This window comes from Paenibacillus baimaensis, from assembly GCF_025567575.1.
In genome coordinates this window covers 170,069-185,150 of record NZ_JAOQIO010000084.1, presented here as the reverse complement: position 1 = coordinate 185,150, position 15,082 = coordinate 170,069, and the positions used below count along the sequence as shown (strand labels likewise).

The following is a 15,082-nucleotide window of genomic DNA, read 5'->3' as shown; positions in this document are numbered from 1 at the left end:
GATTCACCTTAAATACGGCACATCAAGAGCATTCACAAATGGCTTATTGTTGGCTCAACAAGAACCGCATACAATTCAATTATCAACACAGATGCCCCATTGAGTCATGGACAGAAAGGATGAGCAGATTGCCTAATCAACAAAGAGAAGCTCTATCTCCAAAACTAGCGGATTTGCCTGAGCCGAGGAAGAACACAAAGTCCAATAGCTCATTTCTGCTTTGGTTAAAGAGCTGGAAAAGGACGTTTCAACAGGAAAAATATTTGTATCTACTTGCAATGCCGGGTTTGTTGTTTTTCATTATTTTCAAATATGTCCCCTTGTGGGGATTGACGTTGGCTTTTACCGAATACTCCCCTTACCTGGGACTGCTCAAAAGCGAATGGGTTGGACTTAAACATTTCCAGAACTTTTTTGCGAACCCTGATTTTTGGTTGCTGTTCCGCAACACGATTGCCATCAGTTTTCTTAATATTGCCTTCTTCTTCCCGATGCCAATCATTATTTCACTGCTGCTGAACGAGCTGAAAAATTTGTCATTCAAAAAATGGGTTCAAACTGCCATTTACCTGCCGCATTTTCTTTCCTGGGTAGTCATCGTCGGTATTTGCTTCCTGACGCTGAGTGGAAGCGGAATCGTTAATAAGCTGATCGCAGAATCCGGCGGGCAGCCGATTAATTTTCTGACCAACGCCGATACTTTCTGGGCGATGCTGACGGCACAGACCATATGGAAGGAAACAGGCTGGGGGACAATTATTTTCCTCGCTGCTCTGGCAGGCATTAATCCTGAGCTCTATGAAGCAGCACGCATGGATGGTGCGAACCGCTGGAGACAAACGTTGTCTGTGACAATCCCCGGGATCAAAGGAACAATCATTATTTTACTGATTCTTCGACTGGGTCAGGTGTTGGATATCGGTTTTGAGCATATTTACCTAATGTCCAGCTCCACCGTGACGGAAGTTGCCGATGTGTTCGATACCTATGCCTACCGGGTCGGCATTCAAAACGGACGATTCAGCTTCGCCACAGCAGTCGGGATATTCAAATCCGTTGTTGGTCTGATTCTCGTCGTATCCGCTAATCGGTTGGCCAAAAAGTTTGGAGAAGAGGGTGTCTACTAAATGAAACAGCAGCTTGGCTCACGGGTGTTTGACACCTTTAACTACATCATTCTTGCCATCATCTCATTATCAACTTTTTTGCCTTTTCTGTATGTCATTCTTGTATCCTTCACCGATCCAATCGAGTTTCAAACCCGGGCACTCGTCATTATTCCTGAGCATTGGAGTTTGGCTTCCTACAAGTTTATTTTATCGACCCGAACATTTTTGAATTCACTCAGCATCAGTTTTTTTCTCGCTGTGATCGGAACCGCTTGTAGTCTGATCCTAACCAGCGGACTCGCTTATGCCTTATCCCGCAAAAAATTCAGACTGAAGAAAATCCTCATGATGGGTATTCTGTTCACGATGCTGTTCAATCCGGGAATGATTCCGAACTATTTGCTCGTCAAGGAGCTTGGACTCATTAATACCGTATGGGCGCTTATACTTCCTGTATTGACCAGCGCCTGGTATGTCATTTTGATGAAAAGCTTTTATCAGGAAATTCCCGAGGAGCTGGAGGAATCAGCCAAAATGGACGGCTGTACGGACATCGGAGTGTTTTTTCGGATTATCCTGCCTGTTTCTTTGTCGGCAATAGCAGCCTTTGGACTGTTTTTTGCTGTTGCCTACTGGAATACGTATTTTAACGCTGTGCTTTATATCAATAAGGACACGCTTCGCCCGATGCAGGTTGTGCTGCAAATGCTGCTTATTCAGGCATCAACCCAGGTAGGAGATCCTGCGGTAGCGCAAATGCTGCAGAGCGAACAGATGCTGCCGCCGGAAACGATCAAGATGTCCGCTGTGGTCGTCGCTTCTCTGCCTATTATTATCGTCTATCCGTTTCTGCAAAGATACTTTGTTAAAGGGATGATGGTCGGTTCCGTTAAAGGCTGACACACACTGCATGGAAAGGAGTGAGGCATATCGAGGGGATCAAGGTTATAAGCTGCCGGAGTAATCCGGTCGTACATCCAAGCATCACATAAGAAAAATGCTTCAACATTTGAAGGAGGTCCATGTAGATGAATAATTGGCTGAGAAATACGAATATAGGCGCAATGGCAGCCGTTGTTTTGCTGGCAGGCTGTAGTTCCACAACAACAACTTCGAGTACTTCGGATGCCCCGGCAGCCGATAAAGGCTCGAAAGCACCGATAGAAATTAATATAGTGACAACGACCTACAATTCTGCACCCAGCAATGAACTGGAAAGCCTTAAACAATTAAACGCCAAATTCAATGTCAAAATCAATGTGACTTACGTTCCCGCAAATAATTATACAGATAAATTAAATGTCATGTTAGCTGCCGGGGACCTTCCTGATGTGACCCTGGTATGGGATATCAACACGCAAACCTTCGCCAACGCGACTAATCAAGGTGCATTTTGGGATTTAACCCCGTACATTAAAAACTATCCAAATTTGGCTGCTTATCCACCGCAAATATATAAGAATGTTGCCTTCAAAGGGAAAACGATGGGAATTCCGCGCGTTCGGCCTATTGACGGACATCAGTCGTTGCTGATTCGCCAGGATTGGTTAGACAAGCTGGGCCTTAAAGCTCCAACGACGATGGATGAGTTTTATAATGTGATGGAAGCGTTCACCAAAAATGATCCCGACGGTAATGGAAAAAATGATACGTATGGCTTTGTCGGCCATGGGACACCTACCATATCTTCTTATTTCATATCGATGTTTGGCAATGGCCTGCAGCATTATGTGGATGATAGTGGGCAGTTGCAGCCAAGCTTCTTTAATCCCAAAATGAAGGACGCGCTGGCATTCTGGAACAAGGTCAACAAGAATGGCGTTATGGTTCCGGATCTGCCACTTCTGCAGGTCAGCCAAATTCGCGACTTTATGACCCAGGACAAAGCGGGCATGGGCTTCACTAATACCTATGACGGTCACCTATATATGGACGACCTGAAGAAGGTGAACCCAAAAGCTGTGATCGTTCCTTACCTGTTCCCAGCCGCACCGGATGGAAAGGTTTATATGGAAGCCGCACCGGGTTCATTTGGTATCTTTATGATCAATAAAAAAGTGAACGAGGACAAATTAAAGAAAATTCTTGAAATCTACGATTACACGGCAACCCGGGAAGCTTACAATCTGGTCGCCTACGGTATTAAAGGAACGGACTACAATGAAAACGCAGCCGGTGATATTACCCAGACAGAGGAAGGCAAGAAAAAAGGTTATGCATTTGATACATCTGCGCAATGGGTTTCCAGCTATTTTGATAAATATGTCAAAGCAGATTTACCAGGCATGACACCGGAAACCAAAGAATATAATCACAAGCTGGTCGATAAAATTGCAACGGTCTCCATCCCTAATCCCGGACTCGGTCTTGTTACTCCGACGGCTTTGGAAAAAAGCGCAGACTGGAACAAAAAGATTAATGATATGGAAACCAATGTGATTATCGGTAAAAACACCATGGATGATTGGGATAAGTTTGTAAAAGGCTTCAAGGATGATCCGACTTATCAAAAGCACTTGAAAGAATTAAACGAGCTGTATAAAGAAAAGATTAAAAACTAACTCAAATTCAACAAACTTGTAGGAGGAAATTAAACATGGGAACAAGATTAAAGGACAAAATCGCTATTATTACAGGATCATCATCCGGTATCGGAAGAGCAAGTGCCGAGGTGTTTGCCGAGGAAGGTGCTCATGTCATCGTTAATGACGATGGGGGCCGCGAAGGTCTGGGTCAGCAGATCGCTGACGGTATCATTGCTAATGGAGGTTCGGCCAGTTACTTTAAGGCAAACGTATTTAAAAGCGAGGATTTAAAGCAGCTGATCGAGCATGCTTATACAACCTATGGCCGACTGGATATCCTGATGAACAATGCATATAAAGGGCACACGGCTTCTGTTCACGAGCAGGAGGAGGAAGACTGGGATCAGGTCTTCGCTTCTTCGGTCAAAGCCGTATTTCTGGGCAGTAAATATGCACTGCCAGGCATGATTCAGGCAGGTGGAGGCTCGATAATCAATACAGCGTCCGTACATGGGCTTCTCGGCGGAAGACGGCATTCTTCTTATGATGCCGCCAAGGCCGCAATTATTAATCTGACCCGGCAGATGGCTCTGGATTACGGAAAGTATGGCATTCGGGTAAATTCCATCTGCCCTGGCAGAATTGTGACGGAGGGTAAAATCGATTTTCTGGAAAAATATCCAGAAGAGGTTCGCCGACAAAAAGCCGTTTACCCTCTTGGTAGACCTGGAACGATGCGTGAAGCCGGATTGGCAGCACTTTTCCTTGCCTCTGACGATGCTTCATTCGTTACCGGTCATGCCCTTGTGGTAGATGGTGGTCTGACCGCTCAACTGGCGGATAGTGTATCCGAATCTCTCGAAGAAGGATTAGGCATTCTCAAGTCATAATAAACGGGGACAACGATTATGAGCTCACATTCAACTATCTATGCATACATCGGGACGCAAACCGATAGCACAAGCGAAGGTATCTACGTGTATCGAATGAATCCGGATACCGGTGAACTGGAGCATATCAGTACGACAGCCGGTGGCATTAATCCGACTTACTTGGCTATTGATCCGTCGCAACGGTATCTCTATGCGGCAAATACAATTGAAGGCGAGGGCCTGATTAGCGCCTTTGCCATAGACCCGAGTACGGGGCAGCTGACCTTTCTCAATCAGCAGCCCTCCGGCGGCTCCAAGCCTGTCCATCTGATTGTGGATCAGACAGGAAAATTCGTGCTAGCTGGCAATTTTGGCGATGGCAGCGTATGCGTCCTACCTATTGAAGCAAACGGTAAGTTGGGCGTAATGACCGATTTCGTCCAGCATACAGGCTCTAGTATTCATCCAACACGCCAACTCGGTCCACGTGTCCATTCCATAACGCTCGACCCTGGCAGCCGCTTTGCGGTTGCCGCCGAGTATGGAGCCGATCAATTACGGGTTTACCGTCTGGACGCCGATCACGGGGAATTAAAACCCGGTATCGTTCCATCGATTCCGATCGAAGCCGGCTCAGGTCCTCGTCATTTCGCCTTTCATCCCAACGAACGTTGGGGCTATGTCATCAATGAGCTGAGCAATACGTTGATGAGCTACGATTATGATGCGGACGAAGGCATTCTCAGGCTGAAGGAAACCCTCTCCACGCTACCATCCGACTTTACAGACCGCAGCAACTGTGCGGATGTGCATGTAAATGCTGACGGTACGTTTGTATACGGTTCGAATCGTGGACATAACAGTATTGTCATTTATGCAATCCAACCCGATACGGGCGAGCTTACGCTTGTTGGCCATGAGCCGACGCAAGGAAAAGCTCCGAGGAGCTTTGTCATCGACCCGACAGGCAGTTATGTATTCGTCGCCCACCAGGATACGGACAATGTTGTGGCATTTACTGTAGACCGTCAAACCGGGCTGCTGCAGCCTACAGGTCATAACATCAAAGTGCCGATGCCGGTTTGCATCAAAATGATCTCACTGCCCCAATAATGAGTACCAAAGGAGAGAACAGCTTTGTCAAACGACATTTCAAACCATGATCCTGTAACAAAAATCGCCGTTATACACGATCATCAGGACCCTTTCACCTCACATGCCTCGATCATCTGGGCAGTTAATCACTTGACAGCAGCTTTGGAAAACCGTCACGTGAGTACCGTTCTCGCCAATACTTCCGATGACGCTCCTGAGGCTGCCGTGAAGATCGTTATTTCCGGCTCCGACTCGTCACTTGTACATTCAGCGTTGAAGGCTGCCAATCTGAGCTTGCCTGCTGAAGCAGAATCGTTTGCTATTGCAGTGTCAGGTGGCGTGCTTGTTGTATCTGCTATGGACGCTCGCGGTTTAATCTATGCCATACTTGAGCTGACAGACCGTATTCAGCACAGTTCCCATGTCATTGAGGAACTGCTTTCCATAGAGTCCTTTGCCGACAAACCAGCAAATGCGATCAGGAGTATCACCCGGCTATTCTCTTGTGAGCCGGAGGATAAGCCATGGTTCTATGACAAATCATTTTGGGACGAATATTTGACCGAACTCATTACCCAGCGATTCAACAGATTCAGTCTTGCGCTGGGTATGGGCTACGATTATGGACATGACCCCGATGTTCATGACAATTATTTGTGCTTCAGCTATCCCTTCCTGTTTGACGTTCCCGGCTATGATATCAAGGTTAAGGAGCTACCGGACGAGGAAAGACAGCGCAATTGGGATATGCTCCGCTATATCGGAGATGAAGCCAAGCGCAGAGGCTTGCATTTTCAGCTCGGCTTGTGGAATCATTCCTATATATTCACAGATAGCCCCAATCAGAACTATACCATTGAAGGAATTACTCCAGACAATCATGCCGAGTACTGCCGCGAAGCGATTCGCGTTCTGCTGAAGGATTTCCCGGCTATCGATGGACTTACGTTCCGCGTCCACTATGAGGGAGGTATTCCAGAGCCCGCTTACGAATTTTGGCGTGTGGTTATGGAAGGCACGAAGGATGCCGGACGTCGGATAGAAATCGATATGCATGCCAAGGGTGTCAATGATGAGCTGCTGAAGGTTGCTTTAAGTACAGAGCAGCCGGTTTACTTATCCCCCAAATATTGGGCTGAGCATATGGGACCTTCCTATCATCAAGCCGCAATCCGCGACGCCGAATTTTTCCAGCCGCTCAACCACACAATGAGTATGTCATCCATTACACAGCAATCACGCAGATTTACGAGGTACGGATATGCGGATTACTTGCAGGAGGATCGTCAGGTCGGCATCCTGTTCAGGCTCTGGCCCGGTACGCAAAAGCTTCTGCTGTGGGGTGATCCGGCTATCGCTGCCGGATATGGCCGCTATTCCAGCTTTAGCGGCAGCCAGGGCATTGAATTATGCGAGCCATTAACGTTCAAGGGCCGCAAAGGATCAGGCCGTGAGGGTGGACGCGAGCCTTATCTGGATCCGGAGCTGCAGCTGCAGGGTCGCGATTGGCTTAAATACAAGTACACATACCGGTTATGGGGACGTTTATTGTATAACCCGGACGCGAACCCCACCTCCTGGCAGCGTTACCTGAACAGTGAGTTTGGCGAAGCAGCCTCTTCCTATGAGCAAGCCCTTGCGCATGCCAGCCGAATTTTGCCGCTTGTTACCGCAGCGCATCTTCCATCTGCCGCGAATGTTATTTATTGGCCGGAAATGTATACCAACCTGCCGATAGTGGCAAGCGAGGCCAGCAGCTACTACGATTTTGACACTCCAAAGCCGGGAACCTTCGGTACGGCTAGCCCGCTCGATACGGCGCTGTTTTATCGGGTAGACGAATTTGCCGATGACATTATCCAAGGCTTCCGTAAAGGGAAATATTCACCTCTAGAAACAGCCGGGCGTCTGGAGCAGCTCACCGACACTGCTGAAAAGCACTTGTCCCAGGCTATCCGTGAATCACAGGAGCCGGAAGCACCTTCCTTTCGCCGCTTTGCGATCGATGTGGCGATGCTGATCGATCTCGGCCGTTTCTTTGCCAATAAATTCCGTGCATCTCTGGCCTATGCGCTCTACGAGCGAACACACGATAGTACACAGTTGGAACAGGCATTGGAATTGACCCGATCCGCTACACTTACTTGGAAGCATCTGGTCTCTATTTCGAAGGATATTTATAATTCCGATATTACCTTTGGGTTTACACCTCATGTCAGAGGGCACTGGTCTGATCGCTTGCAGGCTATGGAAGACGATCTCACTCTTATGGAATCGAAAGCTTCCGTGGTTCGCGGGTTGGCAGTAAATACAGAGGATTCAGATAAAATGAAAGCCGCCTCCCTATTCTTGCATACAAAAAACGAGGCGGAACGGATCACTGTCAATCATCAATCTCCAGATAAGCTTCGGAAAGGCGAAGCCTTGAAATTACAGCTTGCCGCGTCCCATGCATCAACTGTGTATATGATCAATTTGCATTATCGTCACGCCAATCAGGGAGAACATTATGTTATCGTCGAGATGGCTCGGCAAGCTGATGGCTTATTCTCAGCTAACGTTCCTGCCGCCTACACAGACTCGCCTTATGACTTGATTTATTTCTTTGAAATTCATGATCGTGAGGGCGATGTGCGCATGCACCCGGGATTAAATGCCGAGCTTTCCAATCAGCCTTACTATTTGGTCTCTTTATGAGGGACAGATTATTGAATGTAGGCATTATCGGCTGCGGCAATTTAATGTATCACTTTGTGTATGACTGCATGAAGCAGCTACCTTTCAGACTTGCCGCCGTAAGCCACACGGATGAAGCGGAATTAAACAGATTTACAAACAGGTATCACGTTCCGAAGGTTTACCGGGACTACAAAGAAATGCTGCACAATGAGCAGTTGGATGCCATGATTTGTTTTCCGACGGATGTGCATTCCCATTACAGCATAGCCAAGGATTGTTTACTGGCCCAAGTCCATGTTTTTATGGAAAGACCTCCGTGTTTTACTAGGGTGCAGGCACAAGAACTACTGGAATTACAAATCCGAACGCAGAAATATGTGATGACCCGGTTTAATAAAAGATTCACAACCGCCTATATGATGGCCAAAGAAATTATCCAACGGGAAGAATTTGGTCCGGTCACGATGTTTTTGTCCAAATTTCAAGGCTCAGAGAGCGCATCGGATGAGCTCTTCCTTTTCAATCATGTCAGCCATCATATCGATCTGGCCAGATACCTGCTTGGGGAGTTCCAATCTGTTCATGTGGATAAAATTAAGGTAAATGATCATATGGTAGGATTTAACATTTCATTCATTGCCGATTCCGGAGCCATTGGCGTTATTCAGTCAGGTTCCCTGCAAAAGATCGAATATCCGATGGAAAGAGTCGAAATTACCGGGATTGGCAGCAATGTGATCGTGGACAATATTCGCAGTGTTGAGTACAATCGACCCGCTCCAAAAAGGGACGGGTTTCAACTGGAAAAACTGGCTGATGGGGGCGATACGCTCCTATGGAACCCGAATCACAGCAATATGTCCAATTATTCTTATTATGGCTTTGAGCAGCAGATGTTTCATTTCATAACGAGCATTTTGAACGGTGACGCTCCTATGCCTCACATAGAGGATACGATTCACACAATAGAGTTGCTTGAGCTCATCCATTCTTTGATTCAAGAAAAAACCTAAGCACAAAGGAAATTTTTTCCTGCGTATGGGATATCACAGCATCACAATTTCATTGTCAGCCACCTACCAGGGTGGCTTTTTGACTAACAAAAAACCTCGGGGATATTCTCCCCGAAGCTGCGTCTGATTGCTGCCTTGCTATTGGAAATTGCGTGCTTCTTCAGCGCTTGCGATCATTCACTCGGTCTAACCGGGCCATCTAATTTCTTATCGAAGCCCGGGGAGCGCGGGTCCAATGGACTTCTAGCCCGGTCGGATTCAGGTTTACCCGGTTTGGAGGGTCCTTCGCTGTTGTTTCCCTTAAATTCATTCATCTAAATTCCTCCTGTTCTGGTAGATACTTTCCTATTTAATATGTCCTCTCAATAGCGTTTTATCCCAATGTAGAATGCTTGCTGCGCCCGCTCATCATATACAGCTCTCACAATCAATATCCATCGCCAGAACTCGCTTATTGACGTTGATATTCACTTTGCCCAAAACGCCTGACCGTTATAATTCAAAAACAAAGCTGCCTTAAATTTGAATTCAAGGCAGCCTTACAAGAGATTCATTTATTAACCCTTGTACGCAAACATTTTCAAAAGAACCGTAACTGCCTCTGCTCTTGTCGTTTTATCATTCGGAGCAAATGCGTTTGCGCCTTTGCCCTCGATAACGCCAAGCTTTCTCATCGCGCCCACTGCGCCTTTCGCCCATTCGGGAATGTCCTTGTCGTCTGCAAAGCCCGTTGTCGTCGACGTCTGAATTGACAGCCCCAAAGTTCTGGCGATCATCACTGCCATTTCCTGACGAGTAATTTCCGCATCCGGACGGAATGTGCCGTCCTCATAACCGCTAACAATCCCAGCTTGCGCCGATTGCGCCACTGCTTTCTGTGCCCAGCTGCCGATTTTCTCCGTATCGATGAACGTCAGCACTGCTCCTTTGTCTGGCAGCTTCAGCCCATTCATCAGCATAACCGCAAATTCCGCGCGCGTTACTGTACGATCCGGCTTGAACGTGTCGTCCGGATAGCCGCTGACAATTCCTGCGCTTACCGCTTGCTTGATGTTAGTCTCCGCCCAATGACCGGAAATATCGCTGAAATTCAACAATTTCAGATTTGCATCCGTGATCGTATCTTGATCTTGACCTACAGCGAATACCGCAAACTTCGTAAAGTGATCGACCTCAACCGTAATGTGATTACCGTCTACCTTACCGCCGATTTCCACCCATACTTTCTTCGCTTCGTCATAGTAGAACACAGAAGGCTTTTGATCGTTCTTTAAGCTATTCGGGTCAAAGGTAAAGATCATAGTTACCGGCTTGCTGAAATTTTCCGTGAAGTTTTTCAGAATCTCGAATATCGGACTGACGAGAATTCCTTTATTCGTTAGAAGCTTTTGAATATCCGTTATTTTTTCTATCGTTACTCTCAGCTCTTTGACAAAAGCATCGTCAGGAATCGTGATCTTGATCTCATCGTCCAAGCTAACCTCACCCTTTTTGCCCGTAGGAAGCGTGAGGTTACCGTTTGTCGAGACAACTGTATTACTTATGGACGTTGTTGACGATGACGATGACGATGCGCGGGTCACTGTGAGCGTATACAGCTGGGTCGCACCACTCTCCGCGGTTACTAGAATCCGGATCGGATTAGACCCCATGACCAAGTTAGAAACATTGTAGGCATACACATTGCCCGTTACAGAGCTGTCATTCGCACCCGTAACCGTGAAAGCTGCTTGGGAATAGGTTGTAGCCAAAGAAACATTGAGACTTGAAACCGATTTAGGCACGCTCACTGTATAATCCGTATTCAATGAGGAAAACGCCGGTGATAACTCACCTTGATCAATCGTCAGACTGCTCAACGTCGCATCGTTGTTGGCTGCCCGAGTTACCGTAATCGTGTAATCCTTCTTAGTTCCGTCCTGCGCCCTGACTGTAACCGTAATCTTGTTGCTTCCTACCTTTAAGTTAATAGCGTTGCTCGCTTGACCTTTGGCAATCGCTGTTCCGTTCACTTGCACTGTTGCTTTGCTGTCATAAACATTGGCGGTAACCGTTATACTGGATACATCATTATCCACACTAGCGGTGTAGTCGGTTGTTGCGGATGCGAATTCAGGAGTTAAAGTACCGCTCGACAACTTCAGTCCGCTCAAGTTGGCATTATTCGCCGGTAAAGTTGGTGTTTCGCCGCCATCTCCACCGCCGGGACCGGGTGTTGCTTGTGCACGGTTCACTGTGAGCGTATACGGCTTGGTCGTGCCGTCCTCCGCGGTTACTATCATTCGGATAGAATTAGACCCGACAACCAAGTTCGAAGCATTGTAGGCATACACATTACCCGTTACAGAGCTGTAAACCGCACCCGTAACCGAGAACGTTGCATTGGAATTGGTTGTAGCAAAAGATGCGGTGAGCTTTGAAACCGAGTTAGGCACATTCACTGTATAATTCGTATTCAATGAGGTGAAATCCGGCGATAACTCGCCTTGGTCAATCGTCAGACTGCTCAACGTCGCATCGTTGTTGGCTGCCCGAGCTACCGTGATCGTGTAGTCCCTTTTTGTTCCATCCTGCGCCGTGATTGTGACCGTAATCGTGTTTCTTCCTACCTTCAAGTTGATTGTGCTGCTCGGTTGATCGTTTTCTACCCGGTCTCCATTCACAGCCAACCTTGCGGTGCTGTCGGCTCTCCCCGTTACGGTAAGATTCGACACATGGTTAGGAACACTTGCCGTATAGGTATATACGTCTGCGCTGACCGTTTGATCCAGCGCAATGCCACTTAAGCTTAAAGCTTTTAAACTTGAATCTGAACTTAACGTTGTAAGTGTAGCATCCTGACCGTAGCTTGTTCCGAATTCACTGACAGCATATGCCCGTAAATGATAAGTAGTTGCGGATTGAAGTCCGGTGAGATTCACCGAGAAAGCTCCTGTCCCGCCTGAAGCAGCTGCAGCTTTACCATTGCTGCTTACCGGATTGGCATACACGGAATAGGCCACACCACGCTCTGTGACTGTGCCGCCCCCGGATGAAGTTACATTCCCTCCAGCCGTTGCTGAGGACGAAGTGATGGAAGTCACATTCGTATTCGTTTCTACGGTTGCAGGCAGCTTATTGGTTATACTGAATGTGTTGGACAAAGCATCCGTAAACCCGGTTGCCTTCACAGTAATCATGTGATTGCCTGTTGCCAACACGCCAGCTTTTACCGTTAACTTCCCGGCGCTGATTTCGTAATCTGTTCCCGCCGTCAAAGAAATCGTCCCGTCCTTGATTGCTGTGATTGCTGTGCGCCAAGCCAAGTCATCCGTGAATGTAATCTCGATGTCGTGCGTCGTATCGTTGTCCGTCTTGACTGCCGTCAAAGTTGGTGGTACCACAACGCTCCAAACTTCTATTTCGGCAAATTGCATGTAGTAGGTACCGTTTTTGTCCGTCCTCAGTTTGGTACCGGTTACCCTGACATATCGGTCGGTAACATTGTCAAAAACAAACTCTTGTCCAACAACTGGATTCGGGAATGGATAGTCGGTCTTCTGAACTACCTGCGTCCAGTTTGTCCCATTAGTGGATACCTCGACCTTAAAATCAAGAGGAAACCCATATCCCCCATTACCTGGATCATTGCGTGGGAACAACTTCATCTTATTGAACGTCTGATTGGCGCCCAAATCCAGCTGTACCCATTCCGTACTGTTGGCCGAACTCTGGGCGCTGGTCCATCCATAGTTGGATACGGTGGAGTCTACCTGTCCGTCGTTAATGTTCGCGAGATGCCAAACCCATTCTTCTACACTGCTGCTGGCAGTTGCAGTAGCTCCAAGAGCAAGGTTAGTACTAGAGGTTGCTGCGTACGCAACATTCGATTGGTTAACAACCGTAAAGCCGGTGCATAGCGTTGCAATCAACAAGAGTAGCGTTACACCAAACGATAGCCTTCTTCTCACAGTGTTATTCAGCACAAAATATCCTCCTTTGAAATAAATAGCTTTGTTCCCCTTACTTCGGCACTCCTCTTCCTCCACGGTCCGCAAAACTTCACAACTGACGTCGAATGTAGCGGAATATCTATTGCTCCTGTCGGCTTTTGACTACATCTCGAACTAGTATAGGACTATTTCACCAAAAAAAAAATCCCCCGTTTTTGGGGGGAGGACTGTAAATATAATGGGGGATACATGTAGAAGGATACGCCCAGCCTCCGTTCCACAAGAGCAATCGCTCCAATCGATGCCCCTTAGCTTTGCTCCATCTCCACCACATACACGGCACGCACGCCGTCCAGGTTTATCGTGTAGTACACGGATCTATCATCGTGGCTGAAAACCGGATGCGGGTGGCTGTCCTGGGAGTCCCAGTTCGAGCCGTGCAGGTACAGGGTGCTCCAATCGTCCCTTGCACCCAATCCACGTGAAGCACACACAGCCAGTCGCCGCCGCCATGCCCGCTGGTCTCCCACCCTTCCGGATAGTAATAGCCGTCCGTTACCAACAGGTCTGTGTACCGGTTACCCACGGTGAAATGGCCGTATTTGGTGTACCCGGCATGTGGTTCAACATACGGGATTGTCCCGCGAGATCGACGCATTGAATTTCATTGCCTTCGATGTATACACGATCCTCTGGTCGAGTCGAGACTGATGCTCTTTGTCCTTATTGGATCTTCTCCCGATATTGGGTCGGCGTCATGCCGAAATATTTCTTAAAAATCCGGTTCAGAGCAGCCACCGCCATCGATGTATTTTCCTTGTTGCCTTGTCTCTTTTCCTCCCTTTCATTAATAGTCCCTAATTTGATTGTTTAATGCTTCTGCAGGAATCGATATACCAACAGGTTTGATATCTTTGTTGCAAGGACAATGGCTGGCACCGTCCATTCGCGCCGCTTCGTACAACTGTAGATCCACTCCTGAATTGTAAGATAGGTAACACCGTGTATACACAAAAAACCGACTGCTCCAGGCAATCGGCTTGTGACTCTATCATTGTAAAATCCCATTACCAGCTTTACTACGATAAATTGAATCCAAGTCCACCATCTACGGTCAGCATTTGACCTGTGATTTGTCCTGCATGAGCAGAGCATACGAACAAAATCGCCGCCGCAATATCATCCTCGGTTTGCAATCTGCCGAAGGGCATTTTGGATGCATGCTGCTCCGGCCAATTATCTTCTTCTCCATTAGCCTTCATCAGCGCCCTCTCTCCGTGAGAGGCTACCCAGCCTGGATGCACACAGTTGACACGGATGCCGTGCTTCGCTAAAGCGCGGGCTAAATTCCGGGTCAGCGTCACAACACCGCCCTTGGATATCGCATATGCAAACAACTCTTCTCCTCCTACGGTCGAATGCAGCGAGCCTATGTTCACGATACATCCCCCGCCCTGCCTGATCATCAGGGGGACCGCCGCTCTGCACATTAAGTAAACGCCTTTTAGATTGATATCCATCACACGATCCCAGAAAGTCTCATCTGTTTGCAGCAAATCAGCACGCGGAAAGATTCCAGCGTTATTGACAACAATATCGAGCCTTCCGAATTGCTGCTCGGCAACCGAAACCGCATGATTCACTTCAGCTTCCCGGGACACGTCGCATTGGACATACACCGCTTCTTTACCTTGGTTCTGCCACTGCTTCGCAGCTTGCTCCCCGTCCGGGGAAGCGTCTGCTATCATGACCTTGGCTCCATTTTCCAGAAACTGCTTCACGATAGCGGCTCCGATTCCTCTGGCTCCGCCCGTTACCAATACAATTTTACCATCAAAATTCACTTGGTTTCACCCA

General features: G+C 47.6%; 11 protein-coding genes. 7 read left to right on the top strand and 4 right to left on the bottom strand.

The features are described 5' to 3' along the window. Positions 1-119 precede the first annotated feature (119 nt). The 7 genes from OB236_RS20025 to OB236_RS19995 all read left to right on the top strand — a co-directional run bounded on the left by OB236_RS20025 (position 120) and on the right by OB236_RS19995 (position 9,293). Entirely contained in the window at positions 120-1,127 is a 1,008-nt protein-coding gene (locus OB236_RS20025; protein WP_408638496.1) for an ABC transporter permease, read from the top strand. Beyond that, positions 1,128-2,009, top strand: a complete 882-nt coding sequence (locus tag OB236_RS20020; protein WP_262685590.1) for a carbohydrate ABC transporter permease — start codon at positions 1,128-1,130, stop codon at positions 2,007-2,009. A gap of 128 nt (positions 2,010-2,137) precedes the next feature. Further along, positions 2,138-3,670 carry an extracellular solute-binding protein gene (locus tag OB236_RS20015; RefSeq protein WP_262685589.1) on the top strand — a complete coding sequence of 511 codons (1,533 nt, stop codon included), beginning with the start codon at positions 2,138-2,140 and terminating at the stop codon, positions 3,668-3,670. Positions 3,671-3,705: 35 nt separating this feature from the next. Further along, the gene (locus OB236_RS20010; protein WP_262685588.1) at positions 3,706-4,524 is read left to right on the top strand and encodes an SDR family NAD(P)-dependent oxidoreductase; all 819 of its coding nucleotides are present in this window, start codon (positions 3,706-3,708) and stop codon (positions 4,522-4,524) included. Positions 4,525-4,542: 18 nt separating this feature from the next. Next, complete coding sequence (locus OB236_RS20005) at positions 4,543-5,619, top strand: lactonase family protein (RefSeq protein WP_262685587.1); 1,077 nt, start codon at positions 4,543-4,545, stop codon at positions 5,617-5,619. 24 nt (positions 5,620-5,643) lie between these two features. Continuing rightward, on the top strand, positions 5,644-8,298 hold the full coding sequence (locus OB236_RS20000; RefSeq protein ID WP_262685586.1) for a hypothetical protein: 2,655 nt from the start codon (positions 5,644-5,646) through the stop codon (positions 8,296-8,298). 11 nt (positions 8,299-8,309) lie between these two features. After that, a complete protein-coding gene (locus OB236_RS19995; protein WP_262685585.1) occupies positions 8,310-9,293 on the top strand; it encodes a Gfo/Idh/MocA family protein in 984 nt (327 codons plus the stop codon). 173 nt (positions 9,294-9,466) lie between these two features. Here the strand turns inward: OB236_RS19995 and OB236_RS19990 are convergent, their stop codons facing one another. The 4 genes from OB236_RS19990 to OB236_RS19975 form a co-directional block, all read right to left on the bottom strand. Next, positions 9,467-9,607 carry a hypothetical protein gene (locus OB236_RS19990; RefSeq protein WP_262685584.1) on the bottom strand — a complete coding sequence of 47 codons (141 nt, stop codon included), beginning with the start codon at positions 9,605-9,607 and terminating at the stop codon, positions 9,467-9,469. 243 nt (positions 9,608-9,850) lie between these two features. After that, on the bottom strand, positions 9,851-13,258 hold the full coding sequence (locus OB236_RS19985; RefSeq protein WP_262685583.1) for a cadherin-like beta sandwich domain-containing protein: 3,408 nt from the start codon (positions 13,256-13,258) through the stop codon (positions 9,851-9,853). 325 nt (positions 13,259-13,583) lie between these two features. Further along, a complete protein-coding gene (locus OB236_RS19980; protein ID WP_262685582.1) occupies positions 13,584-13,883 on the bottom strand; it encodes a hypothetical protein in 300 nt (99 codons plus the stop codon). A 421-nt stretch (positions 13,884-14,304) separates the two neighbouring features. Continuing rightward, complete coding sequence (locus OB236_RS19975) at positions 14,305-15,069, bottom strand: SDR family NAD(P)-dependent oxidoreductase (protein ID WP_262685581.1); 765 nt, start codon at positions 15,067-15,069, stop codon at positions 14,305-14,307. Between the last annotated feature and the right edge of the window lie 13 nt (positions 15,070-15,082).